This window comes from Fontivita pretiosa, from assembly GCF_050410795.1.
GTDB classification, from domain to species: Bacteria; Planctomycetota; Phycisphaerae; order Tepidisphaerales; family Tepidisphaeraceae; genus Fontivita; species Fontivita pretiosa.
The window spans coordinates 1708572-1725286 of the sequence record NZ_CP191258.1 but is presented as its reverse complement, the minus strand read 5'-3'; the positions used below and the strand labels follow the sequence as shown (position 1 = coordinate 1725286).

Below are 16715 nucleotides of genomic sequence, written 5' to 3'. Positions count from 1 at the left end.
TTCGTAAACTCCGCCCTGAGCGGGTCGGAGTCTAAACGAACGGCATATCCGTTGCAAATAAAATTGATTGTTTCAACGCTACAGGCAGTCGTGGCGCGGGTCCGGATAAGCGGCATGGCGTGATGAATAGCCCGGATATCGGACTTTCGAACTCGAGTGCATCCTGCATGGCCGGGACGGCCATGCCACAGTTGGCTCGGACGTGTCACGGGCGTCCCGCCCGTGCCCAGCGGCGTGGAGTGATGAAACCCGGATATCGGACTTTCGAACTCGAGTGCATCCTGCATGGCCGGGACGGCCATGCCACAGTTGGCTCGGCTGGACTTTCGTCGCACGCACCTGCGGGTCTGAGCGAATAACGCGGGCGGGTGGTCCGAGATGTGCATAAACGACAGGCGCGGACGCCCCTGATACCGGTTGGCGTGCTCCGATCCCGCAAGCCCATCCGGGCACACGCCGGCCAGAAGATCAGCCATTTTTGTTTTGCGGCGACGAAGAGTCTTTCCTACGATCAAGCTTTCCTGGCGGGGTCACCGCATGCCAAGCGGCCGAGTTCAAGGCTCGCCATCACCAGCCCCCGTGGCCAGGCGCATCCCGCGCCCAAACCCGGCGCGCCTTGAGCCGCTGGAAGCACGTCGATTGCTCAGCGACAGCGGCAGCATCAGCGGCAGCGTGTTCAACGATCGTGACGCCGACGGCCAGGCGGATCCGGGTGAGCAAGCCCTGGCGGCTTTTCGCGTCTTTGTCGATCTGAACGGCAACGGCCTGCTCGAAGCCAATGAGCCTTCGGCCATCAGCGACGCCCGCGGGGCGTACACCATCGCCCAACTGCCCGCCGCAACCTACAACCTGACCGTCGCCGACCAGGACCTGTGGATCGAGCCGCCGGCCAGGCAGATTATCGTGCCCGAGGCAACCGCGGTCAGCGGGGTGCTTTGCGGCGTTCGCACGGCCGTCGAACAGACGACCAGCCTCCCGCGCGGTCCGGCAATACCCGTCAACACCTTTACCGCCAATGCTCAGCATTCGTCCGACGTGGCGGTCGATGCCGACGGGGATTGGCTCGTCGTCTGGGCCAGCAACCTACAGGACCTCAGCGGCGACGGGATCTACGCTCAGCGCTTCAATTCATCCGGCCAGCCCGTTGATAGCGAATTCAGAGTCAACACGGCGGTGAACGGCGCGCAGACGGCGCCGGCGGTGGCCATCGACGCCGACGGCGATTTTGTCGTCGTCTGGCAAAGCGGTCCCGGGCAGGACTCCAGCGGATACGGCATCTACGCCCAGCGATACAGCGCCGCGGGCGTCGCTTTGGGCGGAGAGTTCCGCGTCAATTCGTTCACCGATGGCGACCAGTACGCGCCGGCGGTGGCGATGGACGCGGCGGGCAACTTCGTCATCGCCTGGACCAGCAGTCTCCAGGACGGCAGCATCGCCGCAGTCTACGCCCAGCGATACGACGCCGCCGGCACGCCGCTGGCACAGGAGTTCCGCGTCAACACCACCACCGACGGCTACCAGTATGCCCCGAGCATCGGCATGGATCCGGACGGATCGGGATTCGTCATCGCATGGGTCAGCGACGGACAGGACGGCAGCGACGGCGGAATCTTCGCGCAACGTTACGATGCCGCCGGTGTGCCGCTGGGCGATGAATTCGCCGTCAACAGCTTCACCACCGGCACGCAGGATGCGCCCTGTGTGGCCATGGATTCTCAGGGCGATTTTGTCATCGCCTGGCAGAGCGGCGGGATGCACGACGGCAGCGGATACGGCGTGTACGCGCAGCGGTACAACGCCCTGGGTCTGCCGCAGGGTGGCGAATTCCGCGTCAATACCTATACGACCAGTTCGCAGTTCGATCCGGACGTGGCCATCGACGCCGACGGCGACTTCGTGATCACCTGGACCAGTCGCGGGCAGGACGGCGGCGGCTACGGCATCTATGCCCAGCGCTACAACGCCGCAGGACTGCCGCTTGATTCGGAGTTCGGCGTCAACAGCCTCAGCATCAACGATCAGCTTCAGCCTGCGATCGCGATCGATGCTGACGGCGAGTTCGTCATCGCCTGGCAGAGCGAGCTGGAGGACGCCAGCAGTTGGGGCGTGTATGCGCGGCGTTACGGTTCGGCGGTGGCGCACGCGGCGGTGGTGTACAACAACAGCGTGTTCGACGGCAACGATCCCGCCGCCAACCCCGCCGACGACGCCGCCATCGCCCCGGACAAAAGGCCACTGTCGCCCGGGCACAAGGCCAGGTTCGTCAACTACACCTCCTACTCCAGGGGGCTGAACGCGATCGTGATCGACCTGCGGGACAACACCTCCGCCCCGAACCTTGGGCAGTTCATCTTTCGCGTCGGAAACAGCGACAACTATCACGACTGGAGCCAGGCGACCGAGCTGCCGACCATCAGCTATCGCCCCGCCGCCGGTGTCGGCTCATCCAATCGCGTCACGCTTGTCTGGGCGGACAATGCCATCCAGAAGACGTGGCTGGCGATCACGATCAAGGCCGACTCCATCGCCGGACTGTCGCGCGAGCAGACGCTTGTGTTCGGCAACGCCATCGGAGAAACGGGCGACTCGCCGTCGGATGCGATGGTGAACAGTGCCGACGAAACCCTCACCGCCACCAATGCCACCGCGACCGCCGCGATCACGAATCGATACGATCACAACCGTGACGGTGTGGTGGATCAGGCGGATGAGGAGCTGATCCGCGGGCACCACACGACATCCGGGGATGCGTTGCGACTGATCGACCTGGCGGCGGCGCTGCCGCCGAGCAATTCGGACCTGGCCGCCGGCGCCGCGAAGCGCCGCCTGGCTCTGCGCCTGCCGCCGATGCGCATCGCCGACAGCATGTTCTCATCCGCCGGCGACGACGCGCTGCCCGCGGCCAGCGGCCCGTGACCGCCGCCAGCGCCGCCGAGATGCTTGCCATCCGTGGCTGCTGGTGTTGGTGGAATGAATGAGACGGACGGATTTGAGATCGGTCCTCGGCGTTCCGCCCGTGGAGTCCATGGAGTCGCAAAGCCAAGGGGAGGAAGTTCACCATCTGCGACTTCATTAAGCTCGACTTTTGCCGTTTTTGAATGGCCTGTCGGGCGAAACGCCCGACATGTCGGGCATTCCCGAGGTTTTGTGACCTTCGCCCGTTTCCAGGGATCTCTCAAAACTCCTGCACGGATCGAAATCGGCTCGAAAATCAGTTGATCCTGAGCATCAGAAAACGGCAAAAGTCGAGCTAAGTATACGGGAGGAGTCTCGGCTCAGTCTCGACCCTCATAATTGGCGTAGATCATGAGGTCGTGCGTCAGGGTCCGCAAGAGCATCTCCTGCCGGCGACGGCGGCGTTGCACGGAACGCAGGGCATCGCCAAAGTTCCGCTTCATCATGCTGTTGACCGTCTCGCTCTGCGCTCGCTGGCCGTAGGTTCGCCGGTCCGCCTTGCGGGCAAACCGCTGCTTCATCAGCCGGCGATATCGACCGCCGGGCGGCTTGCTCGACGGCCGCCCGATGCCCGTGGGAATCACCGAGCGCACACCCATGTCCAGGCGGGCGCTGCGGTGGTTGGCCTCTGAGTCGTATCCAGCGTCGGCGACGACGACGTTCACATTGGCCCGCCGCCACGCATGGTACAACAGCGGCGCGAAGTCCGGCGCATCGGACCCGCAGCCGATATGAACCCGCGCCGCCAGGATGAGGTGACAGGCCGAGGCCACCGCCAGGGCCAGCTTCGGCATCTGCCGGGCCCGGCGCGAGCGTGAGCGATTGACCTCGTCTGCATCGGTTTTTTCGGTGTATTTGCCGCCATCGCGCAGGAGCATCTTGCGGCAGACGCGGTCGTAATGGCGTGAGCGGTGACGCGCCTCGTAGCAGGTGCTGTCGAGGGTCAGCGGCTTGCTCGAGTCGAGCTTACGCAGCAGTTTGGCCTTGGCGGCAAGCTGGGCCAGCAGGTCGAGCATGCGGTTGACGCGCCGGGTCTTGAGAAGCGTGCCGAAGGCCCGCCAGAGGGTGTTGTGATCCGGGGCGCGGGACATGCCGAGGTCGGCCAGCCACTGCGGCGAGTCGCGCAGCAGTTGCTCGGCCCTGCGATAGCTGAGCTTGAGCTGCTCGCGCAGAACGAGGCAGGCGAAGAGTTGCGGGAGCGTGAAGTCGTGGCGGCTGCAGTCGCAGGAGTAGGCCGGCCAGACGCGGAGGGCCAGTTCATGGGCCTGCCGCAGGACCTTCCATGGTGATCGAGATGTTTCCATCCCGCAGCTTGTACCCACTGCATCGGCGTGGCGCTACCGAACATGCGCCGAACTTGGAGAGGGTCGAGACTGAGCCGAGGAGTCTCCCATTCCGATGTTGTGCTGGCGCTCGCTACACACGAATTCGAGATGTTCGCGTTCGGAGCATCAAGTATCGTCGCGCCGCTAGGTGGGGTGGACAGCATGGCGGGCCTGTCTCGTGTTTTTCAAGACGGCGTGAATCTAAAGACCGCGCTTCCCGGAACATCTACGTTCAATAATCTCATCACTGGTCACAGCGGGCAGTTTGTCCACGCCTATCAAGATGTACAGGCCTACTGGGACCAGCTAAGATTGGATATCGCATGATTAGGCCATCGAAGATTGAACAAGCCCGGCTGGCAATGGAAGCTTCAATCTCTGACGTTGTTCCGAAGCAGTCGACGACAAGTTTGTCGGGGAGATAACATCGTGGACCCGAAAGCCGAATCGCCCGTCTCGCCGCGGTCAATAGACTACGCCAGTGGGCAGCTAACGAAGACCCGGCTCAGCAAGCTGGCGGTAGTATCACTCATCGTCGCGCTCGTGGATTCGCCCCTTCCCGTGTTGGGACTGCTTCAGGTGCTCGACAGTATCGAACGGTCCATAGAGGGAATGCCGTCATGGACGCCCGATCGCTCCACTTTCACAGGGTCAGTGTCTTTCGCTGCGCCGTTTGTCTTGATCGCAATGGCGGTTTCGGTTCTTGTGCCCCTAATGGCGATTGTACGCATACTAAATTCAAAAGCCTTGCGTGGATTGGGGTGGGCCGGAGCGGCGCTTGGGATATCGGTGCTTGGGTGGGGGATCTTGTTTTGGCTCGCGTTTCATTTTCCGCTGTCCGGCGCACGGACCTGAAGCGAGCGCGTACCGATTTTACGTTAACGCCTTCGGTGGCTGCGTTGGGGTTGGCTACTTCGACTGGTCGGCGTATCGGGCAGATTGGCCAACGGCTGCGTCAGGCACCGCGCGGGACGGTGGCGTGTTAGGAGGCAGACTGGGCCCACCCGCTGCACAACAACAGTGAGCGCGACGTGACCTACACCCCGGCCAATTTCGGCGCGGCGTCGGGGTTGGCTTGTTTCCAGACATCCGGCAGCCAGGCGCAAAGCCGGCTCATCGGCGTGTCGGGCAGATTGGTCAGCAGTTGTGTCAGGTACCGCTGCGGATCGATGCCGTGGCGGCGGCAGGTGCTGGGGAAAATCTAAGGGGTCGGGAGTCTTTGTTCGGGATGAGCGCCGCGTGTGGCCGGATCAGCCTCCTGTCGCGCTCTTTGACAAGTGAACAGGTCACGCGGCATCCTGGAGTACATCGGCAACGCCAACTGGAACGTGCTGGGGCTTCTCAGCTCGCTGCCGGATGGCGGGGTGCTCGCCGAGCGCTACGAGTACAGCCCTTACGGGAACCGGACGGTCTTAAGCCACGGGTGGCTGATCGCGGACATGAGCCACGAGGGGGCGATCGACGCGACGGATTACGCGATGATGGATGATGCGATGGTGAACCAGTCGGGTTCGCAGTGGTTCCACCGGGCCGACTTCGACGGCAGCGGCTCTGTGGACGCGACGGACTCGGGGGTACTGGACGACATGTACGTGAACCGCCCGAGCCTGCCGACGGGGGACGCGGGGATGTTGGCCAACCCCACCGCCGGCACATTCCGCGGGGTGGTGACCAGCTACGGGATCGGCTACCGTGCGCCGGGGCCGCTGAACGAGTTCGGGCACCAGGGCTTGTATCACGACGAGGAGTTCGGGCTGGTGTACAACCGGGCGAGGATGCTGCATACGGGGATGGGGAGGTTTGTGCAGAGGGATCCATCGGAGTACCGGGACAGCACTAGCCTGTATGAATACCTGAAGAGCCGACCAGTTGCTTTGTTAGATCCCCGGGGGATGTACTCCTGGAACGCGAACGGTCCATATTTTCGGTGGGACGAGCGCGACAGCACCTGCTACGTGTTCTTCACCCATGAAAAAGTGCCCGGTTGGCTTGACCGCTGGATTCCGGGTGCAGCATTGATTGACATCTATTCCTGGTTCACTACGTACGGTGCCGATTACATCAATGAATACCCATTGAACGGGGTTTCTGAAAACTGCTGTAATCTAGAAAACATGCGCAAGATCCCCGTTGCCGATTATCAACTCAGCCGCATGATGGCGGTGGAGGCTGCGCTAATTGAAGGGCTTAACAATGTTGACGTGACGGCGGCTGGGTTGGCAACGCAAGCAGCCGGTGCAGTGTTCGGTGGAATCATCAAGTTCCAAACAGCCCATGCATCCCGACACTTCACTGGCGCAGCAGTGACCTACGCGGAGGCGGAGGCCGCAATAATTGCTGACATCAAAGCGACGGTTGGCGCGAACCCAAAGCCGGGCCGTCTTCCGATTAAGAAACTATCTCATTTGACCGCTTCTGGCCGATATTCGTGGAAGGAATCTTACCACGGAGCCAAGGATGGCCAGAACCAAACGCGTTGCCGAACCCCTGCCCACGATCTGGAATTGCCCGGACGAGCTGTGGGATCTGATCCTGCCGATCCTCGCCGAGCTGGACCCGCCGCACCGCGGGCATCGACAGCGCGTGGACCAGCGCAGGGCGCTGGACGGGATCATCTATCGCCTGCGCTCCGGCTGCCAGTGGAACCGGCTTCCCAAGGAGTTCGGCGATGACTCCTCGGTGCACCGCACGCAGCAGCGCTGGATCGAGCGTGGCGTGTTCGATCGCATCTGGGAACTGCTCGTGCGCGCCTGCGAGGAACTCGACGGCGTGGACTGGGCCTGGCAGAGCGTCGACGGGGCCATGTCCAAGGCGCGTTTTGGGGGGATCATGTCGGACCCAATCCCACCGATCGAGCGAAAAACGGAACGAAACGCAGCGTTTTGACGGAAGCCGACGGCGGGCCGATCGCGGTGGTCGTGGCCGGCGCCAACGTCCACGACTCCATGATCCTTCAGGACACGCTCGAAGCGGTCGTGACCGAACCGCCCAACCCGGTGACCGAGCAGGAGCAGCACCTGTGCATGGACAAGGGCTACAGCGGCGCCCCCGCCGACGCCACCGCGCGGGTGTTCGGCTACCAGCCGCACTGCAAGCAGATCGGCCAGGAAAAACTCGACGGCCGCAACCGCAAGAAGCATCCCGCGCGGCGATGGGTTGTCGAGCGAACGCACGCGTGGCTGAGCAAGTGTCGCGGCATCCTCGTGCGATATTGTAAGAAGTCATCCAACTACCTCGGCACCATCAAACTCGCGTGCGCGCTGCTGTGGTATCGGAGGCTCTACCGGATGGGGCAAATGAGATAGTTTCTAAGACGATTACTGTGAATGGCGTGCTTGTTGAGTATCGTGCACATGTCCTGCCAGATGGCAGTATCAATGTTGACACGGCGTTCCCGAAGTAGGAGGATGATCAGGACTATGTGCGAAGACGACTTTAGAGAACCGACCAGTGGTGAGCAGGCAATGCTCATGAAACTCTTGGAACGCCCATTTCCAGGCCGAGATGCGCTGCTGACGCAGGTACCGCGATGTCGCGTTCGGACGCTTCATCAGGACGGGACGTTTGAGATCTACGTAGCTGGCGGCCTCGAGGCCGGCAATGTGAACCAGCGAGTTCCGGTTGAAGTACGTGATGCGGACGACGATGGAGTCCCTGTTGATATTCTGCTTCATGTTGTGAATGGAAGATTGGCGGAACTCGAGATCGTCAAACTGGATGGCAGCCCGATCCGAAAGACTCTGGACCCGAACAAGTGGCAACCGGTAGTGAGGTCACCCTGAATAAGGCAGCGGCGGGAGTTTCGGAAACCTAGGGACAATCACCGGTTTCTGCCAGGGACTATTGCTCATTGACAACTGAATATACGGCCTGGGGCGGCGGATCGTCAAGGACGTGCAGAACATGGCCGACGTGGACTGCAAGTACTATTACTACCACGACGGCCAGAGCATCGTGGAGATCCGCAGTGGCTCGGACGTGGCCCTGAAGCAGTTGGTCTGGGGCAGGCAGTACATCGATGAGCTGGTGCAGGTGGGCGTCAGCCAGGAACTGCTGTACTGCCCGGCCGACGAGAACCGCTGCGAGCGGTTTTTCTGGGCCTGCCGTGATGCCAACTGGAACGTGCTGGGGCTTCTCAGCTCGCTGCCGGACGGGGGGTGCTCACTGAGCACTACGAGTACAGCCCTTACGGGAACCGGACGGCCTTCAGCCACGGCTGGCTGGGGGCGACGTGAGCAACGGCGGGGGCGATCGACGCGACGGACGGCGCCATGCTAAACGAAATCTTCATCAACCGCCCGAGCCTGGCGATGGATGACGCGCGGTGCAGACCAAGCCGACGGCGGCACGTACCGGCGGGGTGATGAGCAGCTACGGCCTCCCGTTGCGTGCCCGTGCTTTTATTTGAGGCGGTCGGGAGTCTTTCTTGCGATCACCTGCCGGTCATGCCGAAGTAGGCGTTCCATGCAACCTGAACGATCGTCTCATCGAGCCTGAATGGCTGGCGGCACAGACGGCAGATGTCGCGGGCACGCTCGATCAGATCGCGCGGCTCGGAACATCGCAGCTCACGCTGCTCGGCGGCGTATCGGTTCAAGAGATTCTCGATCAGCCCTGGCGGAACCTGCACACCGACACCTTCGGCGTAACGCCGGAAGATTTCGGCCCAGGTCTGCGGCGTCGGGGTCTCCAGGTGCAGGCGATAGCCCATCCGTCGCAGAAACGCCGCATCGGCGACGTCGGCCACGCTCAGGTTCGTCGCCACCGTCAGCATCAGTCGGAAGGGAATCTGTAGTTTCTGCCCGGTGTGCAGGGTGAGGTAATCGACCTGCCGTTCCAGCGGGATGATCCAGCGGTTCAGCAGGTCATGCGGATCGACGCGCTGTCGGCCGAAGTCGTCGATGATGAACGTTCCGCCATTGGCCTTGACGTGCGGCGGGGCCTCGTAGAAGCGAAGCGAAGGGCTGAAGATCAGGTCAAGCTCGGCCATGGTCATTTCGCCGCCGGCGATGACCAGTGGCGGGCGAATGCGCACCCAGCGCCGGTCGATCTGCTCGCCGCCAAGCGCGTCGGTTGTGATCGTCTGGTCGATCGTCTGATGCACGTGCGGGTCGAAGATGCGGATGATGCTCGAGTCGATGCTGATGCAGTGGGGGATCCACAGCTCCTGGCCGGCCAGAACCTGGTGCAGCAGGCGAGCGACGCTGGTTTTGCCGTTTCCGGGCGGGCCGAAGAGAAACAGGCTTCGCTGCGACAGCGCCGCCAGCGCCGCGACCTCGACGGCCGACTCAGGCAGCACGATCGGCGCCAGCGCCTGGCGAACCTGTTGCAGATCGACGCCTTGCCGTTGGGCAAGCTGCTGTTCGAGCATGGCGCAGTAGGATTCGAGCGAAACGGGCGCCGGGCCGATGTAGCCGCAAACTTCCATGGCGCGCAGCGCCTGCTCACGTCCGCGGGCGGTGATCGTGTAACAGTAGTCGAACTGCCCGCTCTGGCCCAGGATCTCCACGAGCTGATCCTGCTTCATCTGCCACAACAGCTTTTCAATCAGCGGCTCGGGGAGGCACAGGCGTTGCCCGGCCCAGGCGCTGGTCAGCCGGGGCACGGAATTGATCAGCTTCAGCAGCAGCTCGATGAGCGCGTGTTCGTCCAGACCGGTTTCGGCAACAGTACCCGGCGCCGCCGGCGCCAGCACGCCGTCGGCGCGGATCATCCGCGGCAATGCCGAGTTCCGATCACGCTCGTTGCCATCGTTGTCAGGCGAGCTGGACGCGAAGCCTTCAGGTGTGGTTTCAATGAGGATGCTCACGCGTGGTTTCTCCGGTTATCGGCGAGGTCAATGCGGCGTTGGGTGTTCGGCATCCCGGGTCGTTATTCAACCAGGTAGATTTTCGTGACACCCTGTTCGGAATCTCCGCCGCCGGTGACGTACACGTTGCCCGTTCCGTAGATTTCGATCTTGTCGGCCACCAGCCCAGTGAATGTCATGTTTCCGGTGCCACCGAACTCATACTTGGCCACAGGCAGGTAGATCGCGCCCATTCCGATGGCGGATTCGTCTACATCTGGCGTGCTGGGATCGTCCACCTGTGCTCCATCCCAGGTTGTTCCGCCGGCGAATTTCGCGGTGGCGGTGTTGTCCCGCGCCTGGAAGATCTGCACGCCTTCATAGACGCCATCCGACGGCGGCGTGAGGTAGACCTGACTGTTGCCGTTGCCGGTCTCGATGTTTCCCGAGTCGATATAGAGCATCACCTCATAGCCCCGCAGCGTCGCATCGCCGCGGATGTGCAGGCCATTGCCCAGGATGTAAACGCCCGGATGCAGGAACGCGTTCATGCTGTTGGTCAGGTCGATTCCGCCGGGGTAGTAGCCGGGGTAGTACTGGCCGGTCTTGTTGATTGCTGGGGTTGCCGGATAGGTGGCGCTGGAAGGCACGATCGGCTCCGGCAGATCCGCATACGGATCTGGTTCGACGGGCTGGAATTCATTGGTCGGCGGAATGGTCGGCCGGCCACGCTCGTACTGCATGCCGACGACGTTGACCTCTCCGGCCAGGAATGTGAGGTTAGTTCCCTGCACCAGCGACGCGCCGACGTTGTTGGTGGTGTTGCTGGAGTTGACCTGAACGGCGCCTTCGCCATCGCGGACTTCCAGGTAGGCATCGCCGTGCAGGTAGAACGACATCGGATCCCGCAGATTCAGGGCAATGATGTCAGAGTGGGCTGGGCCGCCTTCGGCAAAGGCGATGGCGAATCGCGCCACATCGACGCTGTCGCGTCCGAAGATCGGGCCGAAGAACAGCCGAAGAGGCCCTCGCACGGAGCCGGTTTCCCGCCGCGCGCGGACGCGTACGGCGTTGGTCTGGAAGCGATCGGTGCTGGGGGCAAAGCTGCGGGTGTTCGGATCGTAAACGCCGATCACCACGTCTCCGGCGGGGTCGTTGCTCGGGTTATCGGCCAGTGCGACGGTGGCGCCGGCGGCGAAGTTCGAAGCCGCCAGCTCGATCGCCGCCGCACGCGCCTGGGCGTGGTCGGTATACACGTGCTGCACGCCCGCCAGCGCCGCGCTGTCGGCGGCCGTCTGCAACTGCCCGGCCACCCAGAAGGTATAGGCCCAGTCGATCCCCAGACCGACGAAGCCGATCATGGCGATCAACAGGAACACAATGTAGACCAGAACGGCGCCGGTGTTTCGGCCGGCTTTGCTGCTCGGATAGCCGCGGGGTTGGTGTCGCGGCGCTGCGCGCATGGCGCGGCACGACCGGTGGAACAGAGTCCGTAGCATCATCTGCCTCCCGTCGGATGTGGGGTTACGACCTGCTATGGCCCGCTGACGTATTGCGACCGACGAAGTGTGAGTGCTGACTGGTCCACCCACGTCAAATATGGAACCCAAATATGGTACAACCGCGACGTGTGGCAGGCCAATGCAAAAATGCTGATCAGGCTGTGTCGCCTGCAAACATTTTCGGATTCGGCGAAACCTGGGCAAGCTGTGCTCGAAGTTCCGCCAGCGGGCGGTCAGCGGGATCAGATGGGTTCGTGCTGCGAGGCAGTGGGCAGGTAGTTCTGTGCCAGCAGGCGGAACTGGGCAATCTGATCCTGCACCCAGGCGCAATCCCGGCCGAGGGTGCGGGCGAGCAACTCCGCGACGGCCGGCGCCATGTCGATGGCCGCGCGGGCGTTCAGATGCAGCGCGCGAGTCCGCCGCGCCAGAACATCTTCCACCGTGCGCGCCGCTTCATGCTTGGCGGCCCAAACCACCTGCGCCGCGATGACCGACAACTGTGGGCAAAGCCGCTCGGCCAGCGCAGGGTCGCTGCTGGCCAGTGCGCCAATCGCCGACGCATCGGCGCCGTAACAGGCCAGGGCGTCGTGGGGTTGGTGGTTCGTCGCAGTCCAGCCATGAATCGGCAGATCCTTGGTGACACAGCGTCGTCGGGGAAGGCCCCCGACCCGCGCCGCCGCGTCGATACATTCCTGGGCCATGGCGCGGTAGGTCGTCCACTTGCCGCCGGTGATCGTGACCAGGCCGGATGGCGCGATTTCGATGAAGTGGTCGCGTGAGAGGCGTGCGGTTGGGATTCGGGCGCCGCGCGGCGATTGACCGACCAGCGGTCGCACTCCCGCGAAGGTGCTGAGGATGTCAGCTCGAGTTGGCGCGCTGCCAAGGTATCGAGACAGGGTGTGAAGCAGAAAGTCGATCTCGGCATCGAGGGGCGCCGGTTCCAGCGGCGGGCGGTCAATCGCGATGTCGGTGGTTCCGACCAGCACGTGCCCATGCCAGGGAATCGCGAAGATGAGTCGGCGGTCGCTGGTTCTTGGAATCATCATCGCGGCATTGCCGGGCAGGAACCGGGCGGGCAGAACGATGTGCGAGCCTTGGCTGGGTGCGATCAGCCGCCGGGCCTGTTGATCGTCAAGCAATCGCAGCGAATCGCAGAATGCGCCGGTGGCGTTGACGACGCAGCGAGCGCGAAGTTGCATTTCGCGTGCGGTTTCCAGATCGCGCGCCACCACGCCGCGCACCGTGCCCGACTCGCCGCGAACAAGACCGATCACCTGAACATAGTTGGCGATCGCCGCGCCGTGCTCGGCGGCGGTCTGCGCCAGGTTGATCAGCAGTCGGGCGTCGTCGAACTGTCCATCGTGATAGAGGATGCCCCCGGCCAGATGCTCGTCGCGGATGCCGGGCAGAAGCTCCAGCGTCTGGGTGCGGGTGAGGCTGCGGGGCCGGCCGAATCCGCACGGCCCGCTCAGCGAGCCATAGATGGCCAGCCCGGCGGCGTAGCAGGGCCGCTGCCACCACTGATAGATCGGCACGACAAACGGCAGATCGTGGACCAGATGCGGCGCATTGTGGCGGAGGCGATTGCGTTCGCGCAGCGCCTGGGCCACCAGCCGCAGCCGCCCCTGTCGCAGATAGCGCACGCCACCGTGCACAAGCTTGGTGGATCGGCTGGAGGTGGCCTTGCCAAAATCGCTCTGCTCCAGCAGGGCGCAGCGGTATCCGCGGCTGGCGGCATCCAGCGCCGCGCCCACTCCGGTGGCGCCGCCGCCGATGACGATGATGTCCCAGACCTGCGAATCGTCGAAGATGCGGACGATCGCCTGATCGCGCTGCATGAACAAACTATACATGCTTAGTTTGTGCCAAAGATCACGAGTGATTACAGTGGAGCAATTGGTCCTCCATATTTGCATCCGCATTCCTCGCACGCGCGGATCAACCTGCCCACTTCCTCGTGTGCCCGGCGGATTTGACGCGGCCAGACCGCAAACTGTCCGCGCCCGCACAGCGTATCTCTACTAGAGTTCTCTCAGAGGCAGTTCGCTGGCGGTCTGGCAACCAGGTTGCTTCCCAAAGCAGGACACCTACGCATGCCCTTCGTGGAACTGTCCGATGTTCGCTGCTACTTCGAGATGATCGGCAGTGGCGATCCACTGCTGCTGATCCCGGGTCTGGGGCGAACCTGCCGCATGTGGGACAACGTCGCCGGGCCGCTGGCCGACTCGTTCACGCTGATCATGCCCGACAACCGCGGCATGGGACGAAGCCAGCCGAAGCGAGCGGCGCGGGTGATGGGCGATCTGGCGGTGGATCTGGTCGAGCTGCTGGATGCGCTTCAGCTCGATCGGGCGCATGTGCTGGGAATCTCGCTGGGCGGCGTGATCGCGCAGTGGCTGGCGGTGCAGCATCCGTCGCGGGTCGATCGGCTGGTGCTGATCTCCACGGCGCATGAGTTCGGCCCATACCTGCGGGAAATGGCGCGGCTGATCGGACATGCGTTGCGCTACTTTCCGCGCGACGTCTTCGAGCGGACGGTCGAGATTCTGGGCAGCTCCCCGGGCTACATCGATGCCAACCCCGCGGCCGTGACAGAGAAGATTCAGACCGTGCGGGAACAGAAGACGCCGCGAAGAGCGGTGGCGCGGCAGTTGCTGTGTCTGGCGCAGAGCGACGTGCACGAGTCGGCCTATCAGATCGCGGCGCCGACACTGGTGATCGCTGGCGAGCAGGACGCGCTGATCCCCTCGTGCTACGGGCGCAGGATCGCGCGGGCGATTGCCCACAGCGAGTTTCGCCAGATTCCCGACTGTGGTCACAACCCGATCACCGAAGCGCCGGACGTTGTTGTGGAAATGATTCGTGAGTTTCTGACGCGATGCGAAGCGCGGCTCGCGGCGTCAAAACGTCGGAAGGAGTTGCAGTCAGTGACGTAGTTCAACCGAGGCCGCTTTGTTGCCTGGCCTGTGGAGGTCTGCATGCGTGGACCTGTCGATACAGTGATGCGCTGGTGGAAGGCTGGCCGCAACCACGACGGCGAGGACGGCGATGCTGCCGGAGCATGCAGCGATGCCCAGGCACCCGGCCACCACAACGGCAACGGTGGCAACGGTCAGCGCGCCTCGGCCCGGACCGCCGATCATGCCGCGCGGCCAGCGGCGGCGCGTGAACCGGCTTGGTACGGGCAGTATGCCGCCGCGGGTATCCCGCGGTCGCTGATCTATCCGACCACGACACTGGGGCGGATGCTGGATCAGACCGCCGAACGCTTCGGCGACACCACCGCCATCATCTACAACGATCGCACGTGGACCTATGCCGAACTTCGGGCCGAAGCCAACCGCCTGGCCGGGGGGCTCTCGCGGCTGGGGGTGCGCAGGAACGATCGGGTCATCCTCGCGCTGCCCAACTGCCCCGAATACGTCATCAGCTTCTTCGCGATCCAGAAGCTGGGGGCGGTGGTCGTCAACGCCGGGCCGCTGATGGGGCTGGATGACCTGCAACACCTGATTGCGCTGACCAGTCCCCGGGTGGTGATCGGGCTGGATCTGCGGGCGCGGACGCTCATCGCCGCCGGCGCCGGTTCCACTGTCGAACACTGGGTCTGGGTCACGCTTCAGTCGTACCAGGGTCTGCTCAAACGGCTTGGGTATCAGTTCAAGCTCTGGCAGGAAAGCGGCGGCCCTGAGGACACCAAAACGCCCGGATGCGAGCACATCACGCTGGCCAGGCTGCTGGCTGACGCGCCGGCCCGGCCCCCGACGCTCGAACCCAGCCCGCTCGCGACGGCGGTGATGCAGCCCACCAGCGGCACCACCGGCACACTCAAGCTCGTGCAGCTATCGCACCGCAATCTTCTGGCCAACGCGATGCAGGTGTCGATCCTGATGCAGGCTCGGGCGGGGCAGGAACGCGTGCTGGCAGTGCTGCCGATGTTTCACGTCTACGGGTTGATGCTGTCGCTGGTCAGCGCCGTCTTCAACGCCGCCAGCATGATCCTCATGGCTCGCTTCGTCGCATCCGAGACCATCGAGCTGCTCCGCAGGCACAAACCGACCGTTTTCCCGATCGTCCCGGCGATCTGCGAGGCAATCAGCAATGAGCTGGAGAAGCAAGCCGGGACAGAAGGCAGAAGGCTCAAGGATGAAACAAGACGCGACGGCAGCGCGCTTCATCCTTCATCCACCATCCTTCATCCCTTGCTTTGCATCAGTGGCGCGGCCCCTTTGACGCAGGCGGTGGCGGAGCGGTTCGAGCGGCTCACCGGATCGCGCGTTATCGAAGGCTACGGGCTGAGCGAAGCCTCGCCTGTCACCCACGCGAATCTGCCGGGCCGATGCCGCTACGGATCGATTGGCATTCCGCTGCCGGACACCCGCTGCCGCGTGGCCGATCCGGACGATCCAAACAGGGACGTGCCGCTCGGCGAGGCGGGGGAACTTCTCATCGCCGGGCCGCAGATCATGAGCGGGTACTTCGCCAATCCTCACGAGACCAGCGCCGCGCTGTTCAAGGATTCCGAAGGCGTGACGTGGCTTCGCAGCGGCGACATCGTGCGCATGGATGCCGACGGCTACTTCCACGTGATCGACCGCAAGAAAGACATGATCATCCGCTCCGGGCTGAAGGTGTACCCGGCCAAGGTCGAGCGCGTGCTGGCGCGACATCCCGGTATTGCCGACGCGGCGGTGATCGGCCGGCCCGATCCAGTGCATACCGAAGTTGTCACGGCGGTGATCGTGCCAAAGGAGGCCGAGGCGGATCGCGAGGCATTGATCGAGCAGCTTAAGGCGCTGTGTCGCGAACACCTGGCGCCGTACGAGGTTCCGATGCGCTTCGAGTTCGTGGGGAGCATCCCGCGCTCGCTGCTGGGCAAGGCGCTGAAAAAGGAACTGCGCAAACGCCCGTCGCCGCCGCAAGCGGATGCGAAGCACGACCAGAACCAGCCCGTCGCCGTGCCGGAGAACCGATGAGGTGCATGGTTGCCGAGGTTGATCGCCCGCCGTGTCACGGCCGTCTGGGCCGTGCAAAGTGCGTTCGCGGCGCCGCAGCCGCGCATGTGCGCGGTTCTCGGGGTTCGAACGCTTGCGGGAGCGCGACGCCCGTGACACGCCGGCGCGTCGCAGCGGTCGCGCCGCTGAACGA

At 63.5% G+C, this 16715-nt stretch carries 10 protein-coding genes and 2 pseudogenes; 7 read left to right on the top strand and 5 right to left on the bottom strand.

What is annotated here, in order from left to right; genetic code table 11:
• The first annotated feature begins 579 nt into the window (after positions 1–579).
• Complete coding sequence (locus ACQS5P_RS07065; protein ID WP_428940191.1) at positions 580–2916, top strand: hypothetical protein; 2337 nt, start codon at positions 580–582, stop codon at positions 2914–2916.
• Between the two features lie 359 nt (positions 2917–3275).
• Here the strand turns inward: ACQS5P_RS07065 and ACQS5P_RS07060 are convergent, their stop codons facing one another.
• Positions 3276–4259 (bottom strand): transposase, encoded by a 984-nt coding sequence (locus ACQS5P_RS07060; protein ID WP_428939415.1) that lies wholly within the window; start codon positions 4257–4259, stop codon positions 3276–3278.
• A 1057-nt stretch (positions 4260–5316) separates the two neighbouring features.
• Positions 5317–5481, bottom strand: coding sequence for a transposase domain-containing protein (locus tag ACQS5P_RS07055; protein ID WP_428941002.1), 165 nt, complete (start codon positions 5479–5481; stop codon positions 5317–5319).
• Between the two features lie 238 nt (positions 5482–5719).
• Here ACQS5P_RS07055 and ACQS5P_RS07050 point away from each other — a divergent pair.
• From ACQS5P_RS07050 to ACQS5P_RS07035, 4 genes and pseudogenes are all read left to right on the top strand, one after another.
• Positions 5720–6163, top strand: a pseudogene (locus ACQS5P_RS07050) (RHS repeat-associated core domain-containing protein); the annotation flags it as partial.
• Between the two features lie 574 nt (positions 6164–6737).
• A pseudogene (locus ACQS5P_RS07045) lies at positions 6738–7585 on the top strand (IS5 family transposase).
• Between the two features lie 21 nt (positions 7586–7606).
• Positions 7607–8062 (top strand): DUF6984 family protein, encoded by a 456-nt coding sequence (locus tag ACQS5P_RS07040; protein WP_428940190.1) that lies wholly within the window; start codon positions 7607–7609, stop codon positions 8060–8062.
• A 121-nt stretch (positions 8063–8183) separates the two neighbouring features.
• Entirely contained in the window at positions 8184–8558 is a 375-nt protein-coding gene (locus ACQS5P_RS07035; RefSeq protein WP_428940189.1) for a hypothetical protein, read from the top strand.
• Positions 8559–8712: 154 nt separating this feature from the next.
• On the opposite strand, the gene ACQS5P_RS07030 is transcribed toward ACQS5P_RS07035, so the two are convergent.
• From ACQS5P_RS07030 to ACQS5P_RS07020, 3 genes are all read right to left on the bottom strand, one after another.
• Complete coding sequence (locus ACQS5P_RS07030) at positions 8713–10089, bottom strand: ATP-binding protein (protein WP_428940188.1); 1377 nt, start codon at positions 10087–10089, stop codon at positions 8713–8715.
• 62 nt (positions 10090–10151) lie between these two features.
• Complete coding sequence (locus ACQS5P_RS07025; RefSeq protein WP_428940187.1) at positions 10152–11567, bottom strand: TadG family pilus assembly protein; 1416 nt, start codon at positions 11565–11567, stop codon at positions 10152–10154.
• A 245-nt stretch (positions 11568–11812) separates the two neighbouring features.
• Entirely contained in the window at positions 11813–13408 is a 1596-nt protein-coding gene (locus ACQS5P_RS07020) for a glycerol-3-phosphate dehydrogenase/oxidase (RefSeq protein ID WP_428940186.1), read from the bottom strand.
• A gap of 255 nt (positions 13409–13663) precedes the next feature.
• Here ACQS5P_RS07020 and ACQS5P_RS07015 point away from each other — a divergent pair, with 255 nt between their 5' ends.
• Complete coding sequence (locus ACQS5P_RS07015; RefSeq protein WP_428940185.1) at positions 13664–14506, top strand: alpha/beta fold hydrolase; 843 nt, start codon at positions 13664–13666, stop codon at positions 14504–14506.
• Positions 14507–14548: 42 nt separating this feature from the next.
• Positions 14549–16543, top strand: a complete 1995-nt coding sequence (locus tag ACQS5P_RS07010; protein ID WP_428940184.1) for an AMP-binding protein — start codon at positions 14549–14551, stop codon at positions 16541–16543.
• The last annotated feature ends 172 nt before the right edge of the window (positions 16544–16715 follow it).